Below are 21,290 nucleotides of genomic sequence, written 5' to 3'. Positions count from 1 at the left end.
TCCCGCGCACGGCTGCGGATCGGTCCTCTTCGGCTGGCCAGCCCCGTGGTGCTGGCGCCGATGGCAGGCGTCACGAACGTCGCGTTCCGCACCCTGTGCCGCGAACTCGAATTGGCCCGGGCCGGCACGGTCAGCGGGCTTTACGTCTGCGAGATGGTCACCGCCCGCGCGCTCGTCGAGCGTCATCCAGTGACCATGCACATGACGACGTTCGCACCCGACGAGTCGCCGCGCTCGCTGCAGCTTTACGCGGTGGACCCGGAGAACACCTACGCCGCGGCCAAGATGATTGTCGACGAGGACCTCGCCGACCACATCGACATGAACTTCGGCTGCCCTGTCCCGAAGGTCACGCGCCGCGGCGGTGGCGCCGCGCTGCCCTATAAGCGCAGGCTGTTCGGTCAGATCGTGGCCGCCGCAGTCCGTGCGACCGAAGGGTCGAACGTCCCGGTGACGGTGAAGTTCCGCATCGGCATCGACGACGCCCACCACACCCACCTCGACGCCGGCCGGATCGCCGCCGAGGAAGGCGCAGCCGCCGTCGCGCTGCATGCCCGCACGGCCGCGCAGCGCTACTCCGGGACCGCCGACTGGGAGCAGATCGCCGCCCTGAAGTCGCACGTCACCGGCATCCCGGTGCTGGGCAACGGGGACATCTTCAACGCCGATGACGCGCTGGCCATGATGGCCGCCACCGGCTGCGACGGCGTCGTGATCGGACGCGGCTGTCTCGGCAGGCCCTGGCTGTTCGCCGAACTGTCCGACGCGTTCGCCGGCCGCCCGAGTGTGAGACCGCCCACACTCGGCGAGGTCGCGGAGATCATCCGCAGGCACGGCGAGCTGCTGAGCGCCCACTTCGGCGAGGACAAAGGCATGCGCGACATCCGCAAGCACATCGCCTGGTATCTGCACGGCTATCCCGCCGGCGCCGAGCTCCGTCGCGCCTTGGCGCTCGTCAAAACGCGGGCTGAACTCGACGAACTGCTGGCGAAGTTGGACGGGCACGTACCCTTCCCCGAGGCCGCGACCGGACCGCGTGGGCGTCAGGGCTCACCGGCATCGGTGGCGCTGCCCGAGGGCTGGCTGGCCGACCCCGACGATTGCACGGTGCCCGCAGGCGCCGATCTGATGCATTCCGGTGGGTGAACCGAGACCCTCTCGACATTACGTCTCACAGGATCTCTCAGTACGATATGAGTCTTGTCGTTATTGGCTCCGCACTCGGGGCCACGGATAGTGCCGCTTCAAATCAGGTGGCGGCAGCGCAGCGACTGATGCGCAGCGACGCGCACGCCAGCTCAAACGGTCGGAGGCCAGTAGGGACATGAGTGACGGCGAAAACGCCACTCCTGGCCGCCCGCGCGCATCCGACGCGTCCGGTGACAACGAGTGGCTTACCCGGTCGCCTCGGCTACCGCGAGCCGCCGCGCCGTGGGAACGCCAAACGAGGGTCGATTCCGAGAGCACCGAGTCGCCGGTTTCATTCTCGACGGGCTCTACGGGTAGCCATACCGACGGTGTGACAGTGGCCGACCTGATCGCCAAGGTCACCGGCGCCTCGGCCGCCGATTTCCCCAGCAAGCGCTCCTCGACCGACGGCGAACCGGAGCCTCCAGTCACGCGCGAGCCCACCCCGCCCGCCGCCGAGCGGCCACGTCGGCAGCCGCGCCCGCTTCGACGCAAGCCCGCCGAGCCGTCCGACCCGGACACCGAGATCATCCCCGCCCTCTCGCACACCGACGACCTCCCCGACCTGGGCGTGCTGCGCCGGTTCGAGCGGGTGGTGCCGCAGCGCCCCGCGGGATTCCCCGATAACACCGTCGACCGTCCGAAGAAGCGCACGTCCGGGCGGCGGGTCATGGTGGCCGGCCGTGCCCTGGCCGCCGTCTTCGCCGTGCTGGCGCTGGCTTTGACCGGAGGCGCCTGGCAGTGGCAATCGTCGAAGAACAGCATGTTGAACCGGGTGTCGGCGCTCGATCCGGGTTCGCGCGACATCCTCGACCCCAACGCCCAATTCGGCGATGAGAACTTCCTCATCGTCGGCATCGACAGCCGCTTCGGTGAGAACGCCGAGATGGGTGCCGGTGACACCGAGGACGCAGGCGGCGCGCGCTCCGACACGATCATGCTGGTCAACATCCCGGCCAACCGGGAACGCGTAGTCGCGGTGTCGTTTCCGCGCGACCTGAACATCGAACCGATGAAGTGCGAGGCCTGGAACGCCGAGACCGGTGAATACGGTCCGCTGTATGACGAGCAGACCGGCAGCTACGGCCCCGACCAGATCTACACCGAGACCAAGCTGAACTCCGCGTTCTCCTTCGGTGGCCCCAAATGTCTGGTGAAGGTGATCCAGAAGATGTCGGGCCTGTCCATCAACCGGTTCATGGCCGTCGACTTCGCCGGGTTCTCGAAGATGGTCGACGCGCTCGGCGGTGTGGAGGTCTGCAGCACCACTCCGCTGGAGGACTACGAGCTCGGCACTGTGCTCGCCAGCGCGGGCCGCCAGATGGTCGACGGGCACACCGCGCTTAACTACGTGCGGGCGCGGCAGGTGACCACCGAGACCAACGGTGACTACGGCCGCATCAAACGTCAGCAGTTGTTCCTGTCATCGCTGCTGCGCTCCCTGATTTCCAAGGAGGTCTTCTTCTCGCTGAACAAGCTCAACAACGTCGTCAACCAGTTCATCAACGATAGCTACGTCGACAACATCGACACCAAGGACCTGGTGGAGCTTGGCCAGTCGCTGCAGAATGTCGCCGCCGGACGCATAACCTTCCTCACCGTCCCGACAACGGGATACATGGACGAGTGGGGCAACGAGCATCTGCGCGAGGATGACACCCGCGCGATCTTCGACGCGATCATCAACGACGACCCGCTGCCGAAAGAGAAGAACGCCGACAACACACCGGTGCCGGGCACGCCCGAGTCGCTGACGAACCAGACGACCGAATCGACCCCGAGCGAGACCGCGACGTCGAAGGTGTCCGCGAACGCCGGCGAGGTGGTCAATGCCATCACCACCGAGCCTGCATCTGTCACAGTGCAGGTATCGAACTCGACCGGCCAGGACGGCCTAGGCGCAACTGCCGCAACGGAATTGCAGCAGCACGGCTTCAACGTCATCACACCCGACGACTATCCGGGTTCGCTGCCCTCGACGACGGTGTTCTTCTCACCCGGTAACGAAGAGGCCGCGGCAACGGTGGCATCGGCCTTTACCGCGCCGACGATCGAGCGGGTGAACGGCAAGGGCAAAACCGTGCAGGTGGTGCTCGGCTCTGACTTTTCAGCCGTCGGCGCACCGAAACCGAGCGGATCGTCGGTGCAGGTCCACGTGCTGCACGGAACCGGGAGCACGCCCACGCAGCTGCCGGAGGACCTGACGGTCACCAACGCCGCCGATACCCGCTGCGAGTAGCGCTCACGGGCGGCATTCACCGTTCGTTCACCGCCCACATCGCGACGATTCGTCGGATATGCCCGTAGGCTGGGCATATGCGAACTGCGTACCACGAGCAGCTAGACGCGCTCACCAACCAGCTCGGCGAGATGTGCGGGCTGGCAGGCGTTGCAATGGAGCGCGCCACCCAGGCCCTGCTGCAAGCCGACCTGCTGCTTGCCGAGCAGGTGATCACCGACCACGAACAGATTGCCTCGATGAGCGCCAGGGCCGAAGAGGCGGCGTTCGTGCTGCTGGCCCTGCAGGCGCCGGTCGCGGGCGATCTGCGTGCGATCGTCAGCTCGATCCAGATCGTCGCCGACGTCGACCGGATGGGTGCCCTGGCGCTGCACGTCGCCAAGATCGCCCGCCGCCGTCATCCCCAGCATGCGCTGCCCGAAGAGGTCAACGGCTACTTCGCCGAAATGGGCCGCGTCGCAGTGGAACTCGGCAACAGCGCCCAGGAGGTGCTGTTGACCAAGGATCCCGAGAAGGCCGCGCGCATCGGCGAGGAAGACGATGCCATGGACGACCTCCATCGCCATCTGTTCAGCGTGCTGATGGACAAAGAGTGGAAGCACGGCGTCACTGCGGCCGTTGACGTGACGCTGCTGAGCCGCTTCTACGAGCGGTTCGCCGACCACGCCGTCGAAGTAGCCCGCCGCGTCATCTTCCAGGCCACCGGCAAGTTGCCCGACGAAAGCGAAATTCCAGCTCCGCGTTGAGCTGTCGTCAGCCGAACCGGCCCGAGATGTAATCCTCGGTGGCCTTCTGCGTCGGGTTGGAGAAGATCTTCTCGGTGTCGTCGATCTCGATCAGCCTGCCCGGCTTGCCCGTCGCCTCCAGGTTGAAGAAGGCGGTCTGATCGCTGACCCGGGCGGCCTGCTGCATGTTGTGCGTGACGATCACGATCGTGTACTGCTGCTTGAGCTCGGCGATCAGATCCTCGATCGCCAGCGTGGAGATGGGGTCGAGCGCCGAACACGGTTCGTCCATCAGCAGGACATCGGGCTGCACCGCGATGGCACGTGCGATGCACAGCCGCTGCTGCTGGCCACCGGACAGGCCACCGCCCGGCCTGTCCAGTCGATCTTTGACCTCGTTCCACAGGTTGGCGCCCTTCAGCGACTTTTCCGCCACCTCGTCGAGCGTTTTCTTGTTACGCACCCCCTGAAGCTTGAGGCCGGCCACGACGTTGTCGCGAATCGACATGGTGGGAAACGGGTTTGGCCGCTGAAACACCATACCGATGGTCTTGCGGACGCCGACCGGGTCGACGCCTGCGCCGTAGACGTCTTCCCCGTCCAGCAGGACCGAACCCTCGACCCGCGCGCCGGGAATGACTTCGTGCATCCGGTTCAGGGTCCGCAGCACCGTCGACTTGCCGCACCCGGACGGCCCGATGAACGCCGTCACGCTGCGCGGCGGGACGGCCATCGACACGTCGGCCACGGCATGAAACGAGCCGTAGTAGATGTTTACTTCCTTGAGATCGAGGCGCTTGGCCATCTCTCTGGTGCTCCTAAACTTTCTTGGGGGCGAAGAACTTGGCGATGAACCGCGCGCCGACGTTGAGCAACGCGATCAGCACTATGAGGGTCAGCGCGGCGCCCCAAAGGCGGTCAGTCGGAACAGGATTCGCACCTGCGCCAGCCGAGGTCTGGTCGTACATCATGCCGGGCAGCGATCCCATGAACCCGTTGAACATATCGAAGTTGATCGCCTGTGCGTAACCCACCAAGATCAGCAGCGGTGCCGTCTCGCCCATGACGCGGGCCAGCGCGAGCAGGATGCCGGTGACGATGCCCGACAGCGCGGTGGGGATCACGATCGACGTGATCGTTCGCCACTTCGGCACGCCGAGCGCGTAACTCGCCTCGCGGAGGTCCATCGGGACGATGCGCAGCATCTCCTCGGTGGACCGCACGATGACCGGAATCATCAACAGCACCAAGGCAAGTGACACCGCGAAGCCCGAACGCTGAAAACCCAGCGTCGCGACCCAGAGTGCGTAGATGAACAGCGCCGCCACGATCGACGGCACCCCGGTGAGGATGTCCACCATGAACGTGGTCACCTTCCCGAGCCTGGTGCCCCCGCCGTACTCGACGAGATAGATGCCGACGAACACCCCGATCGGGATCGAGATCAGCGCACATACCAAGCCCTGCAACAGGGTTCCGGCGATCGCGTGGTAAGCGCCGCCGCCCGCCTGGAAGGCGGTCATGCCTGCCTGCGAGTTGAACCACCACGTGCTCGATGTGACAGCGTGAAAGCCCCTGGCGATCACGGTGTAGAGCACCCACAACAGTGGCACCACGGCGATCACAACTGACAGCGTCACCAGAACCGTCGCCACATTGTCGGCCACCTTGCGGCGCAGGCTCAGCTTCTGGAAAGCGGGCGCCTTGACCGGCTTGTCCAGCGTTGCGGTCATGACTTCCCCCTTCCGCCCACGGCCGCGCGAGCCAGAGAGTTGACGATGAACGTCAAGATGAACAGCACGAGGCCGGCCGCAATGTAGGCGCCCGCCTTGTACTGATCGTTGAATTCCGAGGCGGCAGCTGCGATCTTGCTCGCGAACGTGTAGCCGGCGTCGAATAGCGACCAGCCGAACGCCTGCTGCGTGCCACGCAGAATGATCAGCAGCGCGATGGTCTCACCGAGCGCGCGGCCGAGGCCGAGCATCGCGCCGCTGATGTAGCCCGACAATCCGAACGGCAGCACGGTGGTCTTCACCACCTCCCAGCGGGTGGCGCCCAGCGCCAGCGCCGCCTCGATCTGGCCGCGCGGAGTCTGGACGAACACCTCCCGGGTGACCGCGGTGATGATCGGCAGGATCATCACCGCCAGCACGATGCCTGCGGTGAAGATCGTTCCGCCGCCGGCCACCGACGCGTTGCCGGTGTCGAACAGGAACAGCCAGCTCAGGTTCTCGTTCAGCCACGTCGCAAACGGCTTGAGCACCGGCGCCAGTACATACAGGCCCCAGACGCCGTAGATGATCGATGGCACTGCCGCGAGCAGATCGACCATGTAGGCCAATGGACCGGCCACCCGCCGTGGTGCGTACTGCGTCAAAAAGATCGCGATGCCCAGCGCCACCGGCATGGCCAGGATCAGCGCGAAGACCGACACGAAGACGGTGACCTGCAGGAGGTCGAGGATGCCGAACTTCATCGCCGACGTGTCGGTGGTGACCCAGTTTCCGCTGTAGAGGAAGAAGTTCTCCTCGTTGCGGCTCAGCGCGGGAACGGCACGCCACAGCAGAAACGCCCCGATCGCCGCGATGATGACGACGATGAAGACACCGGACCCTTCGGCGAGGCCGCCGAAGATCCGGTCTCCCGGACGAACTTTGGCGTTCTTCGACGGGTTCGTCGAGATAATCGGCAGGTCTGGGTGAGGCACCGCCAGAGCCTCACCCGAACCCGCTTCAGCCGGATTGGGCAGTCCGCTAGATTCGGTCACCTCGAGCCTATCGGTCATGTGTCAGAGCCCTTTGCTCCTCGCAAGCGCTCGTCAGCGCCCATCCTCACCCGCATGCGAGCCGCCGCGCTACGTATCTAAGCGATTGCGTCGACGGATTTCAGCAACCGCTCCTTGAACGCACTGGGCAGCGGAACGTAGCCTGCCCCGGAGAGGTTGGCCTGGCCCTGGTTGGCGGCCACGGTCAGAAACGACTTTACGGCCGCGGCGGTGTCCGGGTCGTAGCCCTTCGAGCACACGATCTCGTAGGTCGCCAGCATCAGCGGATAGACACCGGCTTCCTTCGTCGCGTACAGCGCATTCAGGTCGAGAACGAGGTCCTGTCCCTCGGACTTGAACTTGGCGCTGTCGACGGCCTTTTGGGCCGACTCGTCGGTGAGCTCGACGGCTCCGCCTCCGCTGTCGATCTGGGCGACCTTCAGGCCGCCCTGCTGCGCGAAGCCCTTCTCGACGTAGCCGATGGCGCCCGGCGTGGCCTGGATGGCCTGCACGACACCCGACGACTTCTGCGCGCCTTCGCCTGCGCCGCCCTGGAACTCCTTGCCCGCGCCCTTGGTCCACGCCTGCGGAGCGGCGGCCGCCAGGTATTTCTGGAAGTTGTCGGTGGTGCCGGAGGAGTCCGATCGGTAGATCGGCTTGATGTCCACGTCCGGCAGCGTCGCGCCGGAGTTCAGCGACGCGATGGCCGGGTCGTTCCACTTCTTGATCTGGCCCTGGAAGATCTTGGCCAGCACATCCCCACTGACGACGAGCTTGTCGACGCCCTCGACGTTGTAGGCCATGGCCACCGGGCCGAACACCAGCGGCAGGTTCCACGCCGGATTGCCGCCGCAGCGTTCGGTGCCCTTGGCCACCTGATCGTCCTTCAGTGCCGAGTCCGAGCCGGCGAAGTCGACCTGCTTGGCCAGGAACTGCTCGACGCCCGCGCCGGAGCCGGTGGGGTTGTAGGACAAGTTCTTGCCCGGGCAGACCTGGCCCCAGACCTTGTTGAACTCCGCGATCGCGTTCTGCTGAGCCGTCGAACCCTCTGCGGTGAGCGAGTTCTTGCCGCCGCAGTCCTCCGATGATGCGGCTGTCCCGGATGCGCCTGAGCCGGTACCCGAATTGTTGTCACTGCCGCACCCCGACAACGTCAGCGCGGCGAGCGCCGCGACAGAGACGGTCGTACCAAAGGCCTTGCCAATGCCGTTGAGCTTCACTTAATCCCGCTTTCTTTCAGGAATTCCGACGACTTGCGAACTCCCCGGCAACGTATGCGGCCGCGGTTGACACGCGAGGGATTGAAGGTGAACGAACGGTGAACAGGTCCAGCTGATTTCCAGCTTGCGGTGCTAGTTCGCGGCGTAGGCCACGTCGGCGTTGCTCACGTCGAAACCCAGCCGTCGATAGGTGTTCACCGCCGCGGAGTTATCTGCCTCGACGTAAAGCATCACCGCCGGTTCGGCGGCGCGCGAAAGCCGCTCGTCGAGGTGGTGCAGCCCGACCAGCGTCAGCGTCGCTCCGAGGCCGCGGCCCTGAGCGGCCGGGTCGACGCCCACCACGTACACCTCGCCGAGGCTTTCGTCGTGCACCTTCGTCCAGTGGAATCCGAGCAGCCGGCCGCTCTGCTGGTCGTAGGCCAGGAACAAGCCCTGCGGATCGAACCACGCTTCGCCGCGACGCTCGTCGATATCGGCCTGCGTCCAGCCGCCCTGCTCGGGATGCCACGAGAATGCGGCGTTGTTGACCCGCAGCAGTTCGGCATCGTCCTGCGGCCCGCGATAGGTGTCGATGCGCACCCCGGAAGGAATCGATACGGGCGGCAACCCCGATGCGAGCGGGCGGCGCATCTGCAGCAGCTCACGCACGGCCGATAGGCCGAGCGCCGCTGCCGTCGCCCGCGCCGGTGCGAGATTGCCGTGCGCCCAGATGCGCGTGCCACTGTCGCCCTCGGTCAGCGCAGCACGGGCCATCGCCGAACCGATGCCGCGCCTTCGCGATTCGGGGTGCACGACCAGTTCGGCCATCGGCGGCGCGTCATCGGTGGCCGGCGCGAGATCGAGAAAGCCGACGACGGTGTCACCGTCGAGCGCCAGCAGATGGCGAGTGCGGTCGTGCGCCAGCTGGCGCAGCACCTGGTCCCCGACGGGCGCGATGCCGTCTTCGGTCGTAGCTGCGGCGATCAACGCGCGAACGGCGCGCTGTTCCTCATCGCTGAGACCGGTACGCCAGCGCAGCGTCGGGTGGCTCACTGAGCGCGTAGCGGATCAGCCAGCTCGTCGGGCAGTCCGAGAGGGGCGTCATAGGCTTCGTCATAGTTCTGGTCGTAGCCCTGGTCGAAGTCGTCGGGCGCATCCGCGCCGGGCGCGGGAGCGCGTCCCCTGGCCGGGCGCACCGCCTTGTAACCGACGTTGCGCACCGTGCCGATCAGCGACTCGTACTCGGTGCCGAGCTTGGCGCGCAGGCGCCGCACGTGGACGTCGACGGTGCGGGTGCCCCCGAAAAAGTCATAGCCCCACACCTCCTGCAGCAGCTGAGCGCGGGTGAAGACCCGGCCCGCGTGCTGGGCCAGATACTTCAGCAGCTCGAATTCCTTGTAGGTCAGGTCGAGCGGCCGGCCGCGTAGCCGAGCGGTATAGGTGCCCTCGTCGATGACCAGCTCCCCCAAACTGATCTTGCCGGCGTTCTCCTGGCTCGCCGCGCCCCCGCGGCGCCCGACGAGCAACCGCAGCCGCGCATCGATCTCGGCCGGGCCGGTGGACGGCAACAGGATGTCGTCGAGCCCCCACTCCACGTTGACCGCGACGAGCCCGCCCTCGGTGACCACGGCCACGACGGGAACCGACGTGCCCGTCGTGCCGAGCAGACGGCAGAGGCCACGCGCGGCGGCGAGATCGGTCCGGGCATCGACAATCGCGATGTCGGCGCTGCCGGCCTCCAGCAACGAAGACACCTCGGTGGGCGCTGTTCGTACATTGTGAGCGAGCAGCGACAACGAGGGCAGCACCGTTTCCGGATGCGGATCGGCGGTTAATAGCAGTAGATCCAACTGGCCCTCCAGCATGCCGGACAGATGTTGACGGACATCGCTGTCCGGGATACCTCCCAGATTCGTAACCGACATCTGGACGTTACCGGTGCAATAACGATAACCCGACACCTGGCGATTAGCGGCGCCGAACAGGGCGGGACGGGTCCGTTGGGCAAGAATGTGGCTGTGCGCAAGCTGGTTATCGGGCTGGTATCCGTGGTGGCCGCGGTGGCGGTCGCGGCCGTCGGCGCCGACTTCGTCGCGGCCATTTACGCCGAATATCGCCTGGCCAGAGCCATACGGGAGGAGTCGAAGCTGTCGTTCGATCCTTGGGTGGGCATCATCGGCTTCCCGTTCGTGACCCAGGCCAGAGACCGGCGCTACGAACAGATCGAAATTCGGGCCAATGGCGTAGATCACCCCGTCGCGGGCAAGGCGTCCTATGAGGCCACCTTGTATTCGGTCGACGTGCCGACCGATTCCTGGCTCATCGGCGCCGATACCAAGCTGCCCGTCGGCAAGGTGGAAAGCCGCATCATCATCGACTCCACCCACCTCGGCCGCTTCATGGGCATCCCGGATCTGTTGGTGGAACAGCCGCTCAAGGAGGCCAACAACGCCACCGGCGGCACCACCGAGTCGGGAATCTCGGGAAACAAGGGTCTGGTGTTCACCGGTACCCCGAAGGCGGCGGGCTTCGACAAGAAGGTGAGCGTGTCCGTCGACCTGTCGGTCGCGGGCCCGGACCGCACCACGCTGGTGTTCACTCCCACAGATGTGCTAACCGGCGCCGGCACCGCCGACGAGGCGGTCCCGGATGACAAGACGGCCGCTGTGCTGGCCGAGTTCACCACCAGGCTGCCTGGGCTGACACTGCCTTTCGGAATCCCCCCGACCAGCGAGGGCGCCCGTGGCTCCGACGTCATCATCGAGGGCATCGCCGAGGGAGTAACCGTGACGCTGAACGAGTTCACACAGCCATGAGCACTTCCGTTGTCGCCGTCGTCGCCGTGCTGATCGCTGCTTTCGGCATGGCGTACGTGATCAACAGGATGCTGGCGCTGCGCGCCGGTCTGCAGGACACGACCGAGACCGCGGGGGCCTCGGTCGTCGACATTTCCGGCCTCGGCCTGTCGCGAACCGGACCAACCGTCGTGCACTTCAGCGCCATATGGTGTGGTCCTTGCGCCGGGGTGCGGCGGGTGGTCGATCAGGTATGCGCTGAACTGCCTGCAGTGGCGCACGTGGAGATCGACATGGACGCGAATCCCGACGCGGCACGGCGTCTTTCGGTGCTGTCTTTGCCGACCACATTCATTTTCGACGCAGACGGCCGCCAGCGGTACCGGGCCACCGGCGTTCCGACCGCCGCTGACCTGCGGTCGGCGCTGGGCCCGCTGTTGGCTTGATCACCCTGTCATTAGGTAAGCTGTCCGGCGTGTCAACCCGCCTAGTGGTGAGCCTCACCAAGCGCCGCGCAGTCGATCTGTGCCGCGTCGCGGGTTCTTGTTGTTGTTGTTGTAGCTGCTGAGCGCAGCCGCGCCGTCACGCGCGCTCGCTCTGAGCAGCCCATGTGGCCTGCTCGTACCCAGCCCTATCAGCACAACAGGAGTGATTTTCCATGACATCCGAAACCGGATCGCCACCCAGAACCGTTGCCGCCGTCGACCAGGTGGACGTGCGCGGACCCCGCTTCGCCGCCTGGGTCACCACGGTGGTTCTGGTCGCCACACTGCTGGTCTCGACGGTCAGCCTTACCGTGGCAGCGGTGATCCTCGGGCTGCAGGCCGGCGTCTTCGCGATCGGCGCGGTCCGCGGCCCGCGAAAACACCCGTACGGCCTGATCTTCGCTAATGTCGTCGCGCCCCGGCTCGCCCCTGTCTCAGAGAAGGAGCCGGTGCCGCCGCTGAAGTTCGCCCAGCTGGTCGGGTTCGTGTTCGCCGTCGTCGGCACCGCCGGCTTCGCGACCGGGCTGGGCACGCTGGGGCTGATCGCCACCGGCTTCGCGTTGGTCGCCGCGTTCCTCAACGCAGCGTTCGCCATCTGCCTCGGCTGCCAGCTCTATCCCTTGGTGACGCGATTCCGTCGCACCACCTCTCCTGCGTAAAAACTCGAATATCAAGCAATCGAAAGGATCCCCTCAATGGCTCGCTCAGACGTCCTGGTCTCAGTTGACTGGGCCGAGAGCAATCTCGATGCGCCGAACACCGTCTTCGTCGAGGTCGACGAAGACACCTCCGCCTACGACGGCGGACACATCGCCGGCGCGGTCAAGCTGGACTGGAAGACCGACCTGCAGGATCCGGTGCGGCGCGACTTCGTTGACGCACAGCAGTTTTCGAAGCTGCTGTCCGACCGCGGTATCAGCAACGACGACACGGTGATCCTCTACGGCGGCAACAACAACTGGTTCGCCGCCTACGCCTACTGGTACTTCAAGCTCTACGGCCACGAGAACGTCAAGCTTCTCGACGGCGGTCGCAAGAAGTGGGAGCTGGACGGCCGCCCCCTGGTCACCGACGTGCCCAACCGCCCGTCGACCAGTTACACCGCCAAGGCACCCGACAACAGCATCCGGGCGTTCCGCGACGAGGTGATCAACGCGATCGGCGAGAAGAACCTCGTCGACGTGCGCTCGCCCGACGAATTCTCCGGCAAGATCCTCGCCCCCGCGCATCTGCCGCAGGAGCAGAGCCAGCGGCCTGGGCATATCCCGGGCGCCATCAATGTTCCTTGGAGCAAGGCGGCCAACGAGGACGGCACATTCAAGTCCGACGAAGACCTGGCCAAGTTGTACGCCGAGGCCGGGCTGGATGGTGAGAAGGAGACCATCGCGTACTGCCGGATCGGTGAGCGCAGCTCGCACACCTGGTTCGTGCTGCAGGAGTTGTTGGGACACAAGAACGTCAAGAATTACGACGGCAGTTGGACGGAATACGGCTCCCTGGTGGGGGCCCCGATCGAGTTGGGAAGTTGATATGTGCTCTGCACCCAAACAAGGACAAACGCTGCCGGCCGGCGTTGACCTGGAAAAGGAAACGGTGATCACCGGTCGCGTCGTCGACGGCTCCGGTCAGACCGTCGGTGGCGCGTTCGTGCGTCTGTTGGATGCCTCCGACGAGTTCACCGCCGAAGTGGTCGCCTCGGCCACCGGTGACTTCCGGTTCTTCGCCGCACCCGGCACGTGGACGCTGCGCGCGCTGTCCCCCGCGGGCAACGGCGACGCCAGCATCGCGCCGTCGGGCGCGGGCATCCACGAGGTCGATGTCAAGGTCGCCTAGATCTTGAGCTCCAACGTGAGCTTGTGTTCGAAGAAGTTGCGAAATCTCGGGCACAAGTTCACGTTCGGCCCGGGCAGGTGAGCTTCCGGGCCGACGACTAGACTCGACGCCGTGGTGCTGCTGTTCGAAATCCTGCTGGTGACGGCCGTCGTGGTCATCACGTGGTTCGCGCTTTATGCGCTGTACCGGCTGATCACCGACGAGTCGTGACCTCCGGCGACGACGCCGTCCGGGCAGCGGCCGAGCGCGCGAAAACAACCGCGGCGCGCAACATCCCGGTCTTCTCCGACCTGCCGGCACCGGCCGATACCGCGAACCTGCGCGAAGGCGCAGACCTCAACGATGCGCTGCTGGCGCTGCTGCCGCTGGTCGGGGTGTGGCGCGGCGAGGGAGAAGGCCGGGGAACCCATGGTGACTACCGGTTCGGTCAGCAGATCGTCGTCTCGCACGACGGCGGGGACTATCTGATCTGGGAAGCACGCTCCTGGCGGCTCACCGACTCTGGGGAATACGAACAGCGCGGCCTGCGCGAGTCGGGCTTCTGGCGCTTCGTCAGTGATCCCAACGACCCGACCGAGTCTCAGGCGATCGAACTGCTGCTGGCCCACTCCGCGGGCTACGTGGAGTTGTTCTACGGTCAGCCGCGCAATCAGTCGTCATGGGAATTGGTCACCGATGCCCTGGCACGCAGCAAGTCTGGCATGTTGGTTGGTGGCGCGAAACGGTTGTACGGCATCGTCGAAGGGGGCGATTTGGCTTACGTAGAGGAACGCGTGGACGCCGACGGCGGCTTGGTGCCGCATCTGTCCGCGCGGCTGTCGAGGTTCGTCGGCTGATGCGCAGGATCGGGTTGGCCACGGTGTTCGCTGCGGTCATTGTGGTCGCGGGCTGCTCGTCGAACGAGACGCCGTCGCAGGAGTCGACGACGCAGCCGCCCGCCACCGGCGGGCATGGCGCATGGGCGAATTGTCTTCACGAACATGGCGTTTCGACTCCGCCTGGACCGGTCGCCGGGCCACCGCCGGGTACTGACGAGGCGACCTGGCACAAGGCGACGCAGGCGTGCGCATCGCTGGCGCCCGGCCCTGACGGCGGCTAACGCAGAAAAAGGGGTCAGCCACCGGAGCGCAGCTGATCCGCGCAGCGGTCAGCGCCGAGAACGTCGCCACTGCGCAGGCATGGGCCGCATCATCGCGCACCCGTGCGCTGTGGCGCTAGCCCACCAGGCCATACGCGGAAATGGAGCGGCCCCCGAGCCGCTGTTCCTGGTCGGACGAAAACCGAGGGGCTCGGGGGCCGGGTGGCTGCGGGGAATTCGCCAGCGCGCTGCAGGTGACTCCCCGGCGCTGCTAGCTCGCAGCCACCTCACATGTCCATAAGTCACTCAATTTGACGGACCACCTCCTTCCCTGTGTACGGCCGACCGTACTCGCACTGCCCTACTGCGACAAGCGATTATCGGCCGTTACGCGCTCAGCGATCGCTGAGGATCGCGGCGTCGATGAGCCCGCTGAATTCGGCCGCCATCGGCGAAGGGCGCAGCGGTTTGCCGTCCAACGTGTGCACCCGAGCGGCGAGGGTAATGCTCGACACCAGCCAAACACCCTGTGCGGCAAGAAGATCCGCCGGACGCAGGGCTCGGTAGTCGCAGTCGTAACCCTTGTTGCGGGCCACCTCGAACAGCGCCTGCTGTGTGGTGCCGCGCAAGATCGGATACCAGGGCGGCGGGGTGAAAAAGCAAGGACGCCCGGCGCCCCCCTCGGCGTCGGCGGCGATGACCACGGTCGACCGCGGCCCCTCCAGCACCTGACCCTCGGGGCTGACGAAGATCACGTCGCCGGCGCCGTGGCGCTCGGCGTGGCGCAGCGCCGCCATGTTCACCGCGTAGGACAGCGTCTTGGCGCCCGCCAGCAGCCACGGCATTTCGGCGGCACCGTCGGCCGGCAGCCCGCGGTCCAGTGTCACGGCCGCCAGACCGTCGGCGCGCACCGCGGCCACCCGGTCGGGCACCGCGCCGATCATCGCGAACGCGGTCGGTCCGGATCCGCTTTCGCGTCCCCGGCTGTAGATGAGCCGCAGCACACCTTCGCCGCCGCCCTGCTCGGCCCAGCGAGACACTGCGGCGGCCACCGCGGCCCGCCAGCGCGCCAAGTCGGGCTCGGGCAGATCCATCAGCCGCGCCGACTGCGTCAACCGCCCCAGATGAGACTCCAGCAGGCAGGGGCGCCCATCGCGGACCAGCAGCGACTCAAAGATGCCGTCGCCGCGTACGACGGCCAGATCATCGGCGTGCAACAGAGGTGTGCGCGGGTCCCGCAACTGCCCGTCGAGCGTGACCACCACGCCCGGTTCGCTCGCCATGGCCAAGAAGCGTAGCGCCGCCGACGAGCATCGGTGCGAGGAGCCACGTACGTAGAGTTGAAGCCATGTCAGCAGTTCCCGCCCCGGATTCGGGACCCGACGCAGGCGCCGTCTGGCACTACGGCGACCCGCTCGGCGAGCAACGCGCCGCCGCCGACGAGGCTGTGGTGGTGGACCGCTCCCATCGCGCCGTGCTCGAGCTGACCGGCGGCGACCGCAAGAGTTGGTTGCACAGCATCTCCAGCCAGCACGTCAGCGAACAGCCCGACGGCGCGGTCACCCAGAACCTGAGCCTCGACGGGCAGGGCCGTGTCGAAGATCACTGGATCCAGACCGAAGTCGGCGGCGCGACCTACCTCGACACCGAGCCGTGGCGCGGCGAGCCGCTGCTGGCCTATCTGCGCAAGATGGTGTTCTGGGCCGACGTCGCGATCGAGCCGGCCGATCTGGCCGTGCTGTCGCTGCTGGGGCGACGGCTAGCCGACGCCGAAGTCCTCGGCGTGCTCGGGCTGGGTTCGCTACCGGCTGAAAACACCGCGACCCCGCTCGCCGACGGCGGCTTCGTGCGGCGGATGAGCGGACCGGACATCGAGATCGACCTCGTCGTAGCGCGCGGGCAGGCCGCCGGCTGGCTTGATCGGTTGACTGTGGCAGGCGTGCGGCGAGCCGGCGTGTGGGCCTACGAGGCGTACCGCGTCGTCGCGCTGCGGCCGCGGCTGGGCGTGGACACCGACGAGCGGACGATCCCCCACGAGGTCGGCTGGATCGGCAGCGCGGTGCACCTGGACAAGGGCTGTTACCGCGGTCAGGAAACCGTCGCTCGGGTCCATAACCTGGGCAAACCGCCGCGGATGCTGGTGCTGCTTCATCTCGACGGGTCTACCGACCGGCCCGCGACGGGCGATCCTGTGCTCGCCGGCGGCCGGACCGTCGGCCGCCTCGGCACCGTCGTCGATCACGTCGACCTCGGTCCCGTGGCCCTGGCCTTGCTCAAGCGCGGCCTGCCCGCGGATACGGCGCTGACCACCGGCGGTGACATCGAGGTGCCCGCGGTGATCGACGCCGATTCGCTGCCGGCCACCGATGTGGCCGGAGCCGGGCGGTTAGCGGTCGAGCGGCTGCGGGGCGGAGCGCGGTGAGCCGATACGCGCAGAAACGGGCCTGCCAGCGGAGCGCAGCCGGGCACGGTAAAGTGTTGGCAGGACAATAAAGACACACAGATCGGAGCCGCCTTCTCATCGGGCCGCTCCGTTATTGCGCGAGGGGGTCCCCCCATGGGCCGCGGCCGGGCGAAGGCAAAGCAGACCAAGGTTGCTCGTGAGCTCAAATACAGCTCACCGCAGACCGATTTCGAGCGGCTCCAGCGCGAGCTGGCGGGTTCGGAAGCGACCAACACCGACGACGACCTCAACGGCGCCGACGGCGGCGGTTGGGGCGAGGACGACTGGCGCCGCTAGCCGCGACACTGCGCGGATCTCTCGTTAGAAACGTGGGTGCTGACCCACGAGTTCAGCGCGCGGTCCGCCCTTGGCGCCCTTCTTGACGGTGCCGAGAATCCAGCAGTCCAGGTGGCGTGCGGTCAGGATCGCCAGCGCCCGGTCGGTGTCCTCGGGCGCGACGACGGCGACCATGCCGACACCCATGTTGAACGTCCTCTCCATCTCGGCACGTTCGATCCGGCCGCGCTGGCCGATCATCCCGAACACCGGCGCAGGCGTCCATGTCCCGCGATCCACCTCGGCCACCAGCCCCGGCGGGATGACGCGCTCAAGGTTGCCTGCCAACCCGCCGCCGGTGACGTGGCAGAACGTGCGCACCTGGGTTTCGGCGGTCAGCGCCAGGCAGTCCTTGGCGTAGATGCGGGTTGGCTCGAGCAGCTCCTCCCCGAGCGTCCGGCCGAACTCTTCGACGTGGCCGGCCAGGTTCATGTGATCGATCTCCAGCAGCACGTGGCGCGCCAGCGAGTAGCCGTTGGAGTGCAAACCGGTGGACGCCATGGCGATCACAACGTCGCCCGGCTTGACCCGCTCAGGGCCCAGCACATCGTCGGCTTCAACGATGCCAACCCCGGTCGCGGAGATGTCGTAGTGATCGGGAGCCATCAGCCCGGGGTGTTCGGCGGTCTCCCCGCCCAGCAGCGCACAGCCGGCGATCACGCAACCGTTGGCGATGCCGGACACCAGCTCGCTCACCCGCTCGGGAACGGTACGGCCGACGGCGATGTAGTCCTGCAGGAACAGCGGCTCGGCACCGCACACCACGAGGTCGTCGACGACCATCGCGACGAGGTCGAGGCCGACGGTGTCGTGCTTGTCCATCGCCTGCGCGACGGCCAGCTTGGTGCCGACCCCGTCGGTCGACGCCGCCAGCACCGGCTCACGGTAGCCGCCGCGCAGCGCGAACAGGCCCGCGAAGCCGCCCAGCCCGCCTCGTACCTCGGGTCTGGTCGCCTTGCTCGCCAGCGGTTTGAACAGTTCGACGGCGCGGTCACCAGCTTCGATGTCCACCCCGGCCGATGCATAGGAGATGCCGTGTTGTGCGGCGCGATCCGTCATCGCCGCCAAATCTACCGGTCGCAAGGACCGCACGGTATGCGCCGGTCGCTGTACGTTTTCTGGCCGAGATGAAGCGCGAACGAGCTTCGGTGTGAAAACGTGGCCGTCCATGAAGACCGTTGCCTGGTTTGCGCTGGCCGCCGCCGCGATCACGGCAATGTCGCCAGCCGCCGCCGGCACCGCCTCGGCCACTGCGCCGCGAGACACCGACGGCACCGTGCTGTGGCAAATGTCCGACGACGGCAAGGACTACATCTTCCGCGAGATCACCATCGCCCCGGGAGGCAGCACCGGCTGGCACTCGCATGACGGTCAGCTTTTCGCCGTCGTCAAAGAGGGCGTGCTGACCCATAACCGGGCCGACTGCTCGGTGGACGGGGTATATGTGGCCGGCCAGAGCCTCGCGGAGAAGGGCGGGCCGGACTACGTGCACATCGGCCGTAACCTCGGTCCCGAGCCGTTGGTCCTACAGGTGCTCTACGTCGATCCCTCGGGGGCACCGCTGTCCGACGACGCGCCCGATCCGGGTTGCGGGTTTGACTGACGACCAGACGGGGTCATCTGTCGGCGTGGGTGAAGACGTTCGCTGTCTGGTGACCGGTGCGACCGGTTACATCGGGGGTCGATTGGTGCCGCGGCTGGTCGAGGCTGGGCTGCAGGTGCGCGCCATGGCGCGCAACCCCGACAAGCTCGCGACGGCGCCGTGGCGCGAGCACGTCGAGGTGGTCCAAGGCGATCTCACCGAACCCGATTCGCTCGAGGCGGCTTTCGACGGCGTCGACGTCGTCTACTACCTGGTCCACTCGATGGGCACGGCCAAGGACTTCGTCGCCGAGGAGAGGCAATCGGCCGGCAACGTCGTGGAAGCGGCGCGCCGCACGGGCGTGCGCCGGCTGGTCTATCTGAGCGGACTTCACCCGGACGACACCGAGTTGTCGCGACATCTGGCGTCGCGCACCGAGGTCGGCGAGATCCTGATCGACTCGGGCATCGAGACCGTGGTGCTGCAGGCAGGCGTTGTGATCGGCAGCGGGTCGGCGTCATTCGAGATGATCCGCCACCTGACCGACCGACTTCCGGCGATGACGACGCCGAAGTGGGTGCGCAACAAGATCCAGCCAATCGCGATCGACGATGCGCTTCACTATCTGACGGCCGCCGCCACCGTCGAGGTCCCGAGGTCACGAACCTGGGACATCGGCGGTCCCGACGTGATGGAGTACGGCGACGCGATGCAGGTCTACGCCGACGTCGCAGGCCTGCGACGCAGACTCATCGTCGTCATTCCGTTCCTGACGCCCACGATCGCCAGTCTGTGGGTGGGATTGGTGACGCCTATCGCGTCGGGAATCGCCCGCCCGCTGGTGGAGTCGCTGGAATGTAACGCGGTGATGCTCAACCACGACGTCGATACGGTCATCGACCGCCCGGAAGGCGGCCTGACGAGTTACCGCGATGCCGTCGCCAAGGCGCTGCGCGACGACGGTACCGCGTCGGGCGGCGGCAAGCGTCGGCTGTGGAAGTTCAGTTCCACTGCGCCGCAATAGGTTTGTGAGGAGCAGTCAGGGGCGACGCAGCGCCGAGGCGTTGTCGTTCTCGACCAACGGCACGCCGGTGCGGGCGGCGGTCGCGAGCATGTGCTCGATGACGTTCTTGCCCAGCGCCGTCTCGCCGGGCAGCTCGATCGGGTACTTGCCGTCGAAGCACGCCGAGCACAGTCGCGAAGTGGGCTGCTCGGTGGCGGCGATCATGCCGTGCTGGGAGATGTAGCCCAGCGAGTCGGCGCCGATGCCGTGGCGGACGGCCTCCACCATCTCTTCTTCGTCGCCCTGGGTGCTCGACGCGTTGGCGATGAGCTCGGCGGGTGTCGCGAAATCGATGCCGTAGAAGCACGGCCACTTCACCGGCGGGGAAGCGATGCGGACGTGCACCTCGACGGCGCCGGCCTCGCGCAGCATCCGGACCAGCGCGCGCTGGGTGTTGCCGCGCACGATCGAGTCGTCGACGACGATCAATCGCTTGCCGCGGATGACCTCTTTGAGCGGGTTGAGCTTGAGCCGGATGCCGAGTTGGCGAATCGTCTGCGAGGGCTGGATGAACGTCCGCCCGACATAGGCGTTCTTGGTCAGGCCCTGGCCGAACGGGATGCCCGACTCCTGGGCGTAGCCAACCGCGGCCGGGGTGCCCGATTCCGGGACGCCGATGACGAGGTCGGCCTCGACCGGCCGCTCCTGGGCCAGCCTGCGGCCGATGTCGACACGGGTCTTGTGCACCGACCGGCCGCCGATGGTGCTGTCGGGCCGCGCCAAATACACGTATTCGAAGACACAGCCCTTGGGTGACGGCGGCGCGAACCGGCTGGAGCGCACCCCGTCGGCGTCGATGGCCAGCAGTTCACCTGGCTCGATGTCGCGGACGAAGGACGCGCCGACGATGTCGAGAGCCGCGGTCTCCGAGGCGACCACCCAGCCGCGGTCGAGACGGCCCAGCGACAGCGGCCGCACACCGTAGGGGTCGCGGGCGGCATACAGGGTGTTTTCGTCCATGAACGTCAGGCAGAACGCCCCGCGCACGGTCGGTAGCAACTCGAGCGCGGCCTGCTCGAGCGAGGAGTCGGCGGCCCCGTGTGCCAGCAGCGCACCGAGGATGTCGGAGTCGGTGGTGGCCACCGAGCCGCCGCGCGTGTTGAGCAGTCCGGCCTCGCGGGCGCGGGCGGCCAGCTCGGTGGCGTTGACCAGGTTTCCGTTGTGGCCGAGCGCGACGCCGGTGCCCGCGGCTGTGTTGCGAAACACAGGCTGGGCGTTCTCCCACGTGGTCGAGCCGGTCGTGGAGTAGCGGCAGTGGCCGATGGCGACGTGGCCGTCCATCGCAGCGAGTGTTTGCTCGTCGAAGACCTGACTGACCAGGCCAAGGTCCTTGAAGACCAGCACCTGGGAACCGTCGGCGACGGCGATGCCTGCGGCCTCCTGACCCCGGTGTTGCAGGGCGTACAGGCCGTAGTAGGTGAGTTTGGCGACCTCTTCGCCGGGGGCCCAGACGCCGAAGACGCCGCACTCTTCTCTTGGTTCGGGCTCGGTTTGCTCGCCGGTCACGATAGGGCTGCTCCCATGGGGCGGTGGGTGACGTGGTCAGTCTACGGGGACAAC

The 21,290-nt window shown here is 66.8% G+C and carries 24 protein-coding genes; 15 read left to right on the top strand and 9 right to left on the bottom strand.

Annotated features, from left to right (window positions below):
- The first annotated feature begins 12 nt into the window (after nucleotides 1-12).
- From dusB to phoU, 3 genes are all read left to right on the top strand, one after another.
- Complete coding sequence (dusB, locus tag A5651_RS11580) at nucleotides 13-1,146, top strand: tRNA dihydrouridine synthase DusB (protein WP_066979921.1); 1,134 nt, start codon at nucleotides 13-15, stop codon at nucleotides 1,144-1,146.
- Between the two features lie 178 nt (nucleotides 1,147-1,324).
- Nucleotides 1,325-3,427 (top strand): LCP family protein, encoded by a 2,103-nt coding sequence (locus A5651_RS11575; RefSeq protein ID WP_066979919.1) that lies wholly within the window; start codon nucleotides 1,325-1,327, stop codon nucleotides 3,425-3,427.
- A 77-nt stretch (nucleotides 3,428-3,504) separates the two neighbouring features.
- Nucleotides 3,505-4,173: a phosphate signaling complex protein PhoU gene (gene phoU / locus A5651_RS11570; RefSeq protein ID WP_066979916.1), complete on the top strand. Its 669-nt coding sequence runs from the start codon at nucleotides 3,505-3,507 to the stop codon at nucleotides 4,171-4,173.
- A 7-nt stretch (nucleotides 4,174-4,180) separates the two neighbouring features.
- Here phoU and pstB read toward each other — a convergent pair whose 3' ends face one another.
- The 6 genes from pstB to A5651_RS11540 all read right to left on the bottom strand — a co-directional run bounded on the left by pstB (nucleotide 4,181) and on the right by A5651_RS11540 (nucleotide 9,980).
- On the bottom strand, nucleotides 4,181-4,957 hold the full coding sequence (gene pstB / locus A5651_RS11565; RefSeq protein ID WP_066979913.1) for a phosphate ABC transporter ATP-binding protein PstB: 777 nt from the start codon (nucleotides 4,955-4,957) through the stop codon (nucleotides 4,181-4,183).
- Between the two features lie 13 nt (nucleotides 4,958-4,970).
- Nucleotides 4,971-5,885, bottom strand: coding sequence for a phosphate ABC transporter permease PstA (pstA, locus tag A5651_RS11560; RefSeq protein ID WP_066979910.1), 915 nt, complete (start codon nucleotides 5,883-5,885; stop codon nucleotides 4,971-4,973).
- Nucleotides 5,882-6,937, bottom strand: a complete 1,056-nt coding sequence (pstC, locus tag A5651_RS11555; RefSeq protein ID WP_066979907.1) for a phosphate ABC transporter permease subunit PstC — start codon at nucleotides 6,935-6,937, stop codon at nucleotides 5,882-5,884. Before pstC ends, pstA begins: the two co-directional genes overlap by 4 nt.
- 77 nt (nucleotides 6,938-7,014) lie before the next feature.
- Nucleotides 7,015-8,136, bottom strand: coding sequence for a phosphate ABC transporter substrate-binding protein PstS (pstS, locus tag A5651_RS11550; protein ID WP_066979904.1), 1,122 nt, complete (start codon nucleotides 8,134-8,136; stop codon nucleotides 7,015-7,017).
- 132 nt (nucleotides 8,137-8,268) lie between these two features.
- Nucleotides 8,269-9,153 (bottom strand): mycothiol synthase, encoded by an 885-nt coding sequence (gene mshD, locus A5651_RS11545; protein WP_082943712.1) that lies wholly within the window; start codon nucleotides 9,151-9,153, stop codon nucleotides 8,269-8,271.
- Nucleotides 9,154-9,164: 11 nt separating this feature from the next.
- The gene (locus A5651_RS11540) at nucleotides 9,165-9,980 is read right to left on the bottom strand and encodes a response regulator transcription factor (RefSeq protein ID WP_231988658.1); all 816 of its coding nucleotides are present in this window, start codon (nucleotides 9,978-9,980) and stop codon (nucleotides 9,165-9,167) included.
- A 135-nt stretch (nucleotides 9,981-10,115) separates the two neighbouring features.
- On the opposite strand from A5651_RS11540, the gene lmeA reads away from it, so the two are divergent.
- The 8 genes from lmeA (at nucleotide 10,116) to A5651_RS11505 (ending at nucleotide 14,327) form a co-directional block, all read left to right on the top strand.
- On the top strand, nucleotides 10,116-10,931 hold the full coding sequence (gene lmeA, locus A5651_RS11535; RefSeq protein ID WP_066979898.1) for a mannan chain length control protein LmeA: 816 nt from the start codon (nucleotides 10,116-10,118) through the stop codon (nucleotides 10,929-10,931).
- Nucleotides 10,928-11,356 (top strand): thioredoxin family protein, encoded by a 429-nt coding sequence (locus A5651_RS11530; RefSeq protein WP_066979895.1) that lies wholly within the window; start codon nucleotides 10,928-10,930, stop codon nucleotides 11,354-11,356. The genes lmeA and A5651_RS11530 overlap by 4 nt, the downstream gene beginning before the upstream one ends.
- 29 nt (nucleotides 11,357-11,385) lie before the next feature.
- The gene (locus tag A5651_RS26415) at nucleotides 11,386-11,478 is read left to right on the top strand and encodes an Ms5788A family Cys-rich leader peptide (RefSeq protein ID WP_369803937.1); all 93 of its coding nucleotides are present in this window, start codon (nucleotides 11,386-11,388) and stop codon (nucleotides 11,476-11,478) included.
- A gap of 90 nt (nucleotides 11,479-11,568) precedes the next feature.
- Nucleotides 11,569-12,054, top strand: a complete 486-nt coding sequence (locus A5651_RS11525; protein ID WP_066979892.1) for a DUF4395 domain-containing protein — start codon at nucleotides 11,569-11,571, stop codon at nucleotides 12,052-12,054.
- 36 nt (nucleotides 12,055-12,090) lie between these two features.
- Nucleotides 12,091-12,924, top strand: coding sequence for a sulfurtransferase (locus A5651_RS11520; protein ID WP_066979889.1), 834 nt, complete (start codon nucleotides 12,091-12,093; stop codon nucleotides 12,922-12,924).
- Nucleotide 12,925: 1 nt separating this feature from the next.
- On the top strand, nucleotides 12,926-13,228 hold the full coding sequence (locus tag A5651_RS11515; RefSeq protein ID WP_066979887.1) for a DUF1416 domain-containing protein: 303 nt from the start codon (nucleotides 12,926-12,928) through the stop codon (nucleotides 13,226-13,228).
- A 206-nt stretch (nucleotides 13,229-13,434) separates the two neighbouring features.
- A complete protein-coding gene (locus tag A5651_RS11510; RefSeq protein ID WP_066979886.1) occupies nucleotides 13,435-14,064 on the top strand; it encodes an FABP family protein in 630 nt (209 codons plus the stop codon).
- A complete protein-coding gene (locus A5651_RS11505) occupies nucleotides 14,064-14,327 on the top strand; it encodes a hypothetical protein (RefSeq protein WP_066979885.1) in 264 nt (87 codons plus the stop codon). Before A5651_RS11510 ends, A5651_RS11505 begins: the two co-directional genes overlap by 1 nt.
- Before the next feature lie 374 nt (nucleotides 14,328-14,701).
- On the opposite strand, the gene A5651_RS11500 is transcribed toward A5651_RS11505, so the two are convergent.
- Nucleotides 14,702-15,589, bottom strand: a complete 888-nt coding sequence (locus A5651_RS11500; protein ID WP_066979882.1) for an aminodeoxychorismate lyase — start codon at nucleotides 15,587-15,589, stop codon at nucleotides 14,702-14,704.
- A gap of 65 nt (nucleotides 15,590-15,654) precedes the next feature.
- Here A5651_RS11500 and A5651_RS11495 point away from each other — a divergent pair, with 65 nt between their 5' ends.
- Both A5651_RS11495 and A5651_RS11490 read left to right on the top strand, forming a co-directional pair.
- On the top strand, nucleotides 15,655-16,728 hold the full coding sequence (locus A5651_RS11495; RefSeq protein ID WP_066979879.1) for a folate-binding protein YgfZ: 1,074 nt from the start codon (nucleotides 15,655-15,657) through the stop codon (nucleotides 16,726-16,728).
- A gap of 135 nt (nucleotides 16,729-16,863) precedes the next feature.
- Nucleotides 16,864-17,046: a DUF3073 domain-containing protein gene (locus A5651_RS11490; protein ID WP_066979876.1), complete on the top strand. Its 183-nt coding sequence runs from the start codon at nucleotides 16,864-16,866 to the stop codon at nucleotides 17,044-17,046.
- A gap of 24 nt (nucleotides 17,047-17,070) precedes the next feature.
- On the opposite strand, the gene purM is transcribed toward A5651_RS11490, so the two are convergent.
- On the bottom strand, nucleotides 17,071-18,144 hold the full coding sequence (purM, locus tag A5651_RS11485) for a phosphoribosylformylglycinamidine cyclo-ligase (RefSeq protein WP_066979873.1): 1,074 nt from the start codon (nucleotides 18,142-18,144) through the stop codon (nucleotides 17,071-17,073).
- A 109-nt stretch (nucleotides 18,145-18,253) separates the two neighbouring features.
- Between purM and A5651_RS11480 the strand changes: the two genes are divergently transcribed.
- Nucleotides 18,254-18,688, top strand: coding sequence for a cupin domain-containing protein (locus tag A5651_RS11480; protein ID WP_066979870.1), 435 nt, complete (start codon nucleotides 18,254-18,256; stop codon nucleotides 18,686-18,688).
- 25 nt (nucleotides 18,689-18,713) lie between these two features.
- On the top strand, nucleotides 18,714-19,691 hold the full coding sequence (locus tag A5651_RS11475; protein ID WP_066979866.1) for an NAD(P)H-binding protein: 978 nt from the start codon (nucleotides 18,714-18,716) through the stop codon (nucleotides 19,689-19,691).
- 15 nt (nucleotides 19,692-19,706) lie between these two features.
- Here the strand turns inward: A5651_RS11475 and purF are convergent, their stop codons facing one another.
- A complete protein-coding gene (gene purF / locus A5651_RS11470) occupies nucleotides 19,707-21,236 on the bottom strand; it encodes an amidophosphoribosyltransferase (RefSeq protein ID WP_066979862.1) in 1,530 nt (509 codons plus the stop codon).
- Nucleotides 21,237-21,290: the final 54 nt, after the last annotated feature.

Origin of the sequence: Mycobacterium sp. 1274761.0 (genome assembly GCF_001668615.1) — a bacterium.
GTDB lineage: Bacteria > Actinomycetota > Actinomycetes > Mycobacteriales > Mycobacteriaceae > Mycobacterium.
Note: the sequence above shows the minus strand (reverse complement) of the source record. Positions and strands in the feature narration are given on the sequence as shown.

Excerpts from the sequence above, each read along its gene's own strand:
- pstC (WP_066979907.1), bottom strand. The coding sequence starts at position 6,937 with ATGACCGATAGGCTCGAGGTGACCGAATCTAGCGGACTGCCCAATCCG.
- A5651_RS11540 (WP_231988658.1), bottom strand. The coding sequence starts at position 9,980 with ATGCTGGAGGGCCAGTTGGATCTACTGCTATTAACCGCCGATCCGCAT.
- A5651_RS11490 (WP_066979876.1), top strand. The coding sequence starts at position 16,864 with ATGGGCCGCGGCCGGGCGAAGGCAAAGCAGACCAAGGTTGCTCGTGAG.
- purM (WP_066979873.1), bottom strand. The coding sequence starts at position 18,144 with ATGACGGATCGCGCCGCACAACACGGCATCTCCTATGCATCGGCCGGG.
- A5651_RS11480 (WP_066979870.1), top strand. The coding sequence starts at position 18,254 with ATGAAGACCGTTGCCTGGTTTGCGCTGGCCGCCGCCGCGATCACGGCA.
- A5651_RS11530 (WP_066979895.1), top strand. The coding sequence starts at position 10,928 with ATGAGCACTTCCGTTGTCGCCGTCGTCGCCGTGCTGATCGCTGCTTTC.
- A5651_RS11515 (WP_066979887.1), top strand. The coding sequence starts at position 12,926 with ATGTGCTCTGCACCCAAACAAGGACAAACGCTGCCGGCCGGCGTTGAC.
- pstB (WP_066979913.1), bottom strand. The coding sequence starts at position 4,957 with ATGGCCAAGCGCCTCGATCTCAAGGAAGTAAACATCTACTACGGCTCG.
- A5651_RS11525 (WP_066979892.1), top strand. The coding sequence starts at position 11,569 with ATGACATCCGAAACCGGATCGCCACCCAGAACCGTTGCCGCCGTCGAC.
- phoU (WP_066979916.1), top strand. The coding sequence starts at position 3,505 with ATGCGAACTGCGTACCACGAGCAGCTAGACGCGCTCACCAACCAGCTC.
- A5651_RS11495 (WP_066979879.1), top strand. The coding sequence starts at position 15,655 with ATGTCAGCAGTTCCCGCCCCGGATTCGGGACCCGACGCAGGCGCCGTC.
- A5651_RS11505 (WP_066979885.1), top strand. The coding sequence starts at position 14,064 with ATGCGCAGGATCGGGTTGGCCACGGTGTTCGCTGCGGTCATTGTGGTC.
- A5651_RS11575 (WP_066979919.1), top strand. The coding sequence starts at position 1,325 with ATGAGTGACGGCGAAAACGCCACTCCTGGCCGCCCGCGCGCATCCGAC.
- A5651_RS11500 (WP_066979882.1), bottom strand. The coding sequence starts at position 15,589 with ATGGCGAGCGAACCGGGCGTGGTGGTCACGCTCGACGGGCAGTTGCGG.
- pstA (WP_066979910.1), bottom strand. The coding sequence starts at position 5,885 with ATGACCGCAACGCTGGACAAGCCGGTCAAGGCGCCCGCTTTCCAGAAG.
- A5651_RS11520 (WP_066979889.1), top strand. The coding sequence starts at position 12,091 with ATGGCTCGCTCAGACGTCCTGGTCTCAGTTGACTGGGCCGAGAGCAAT.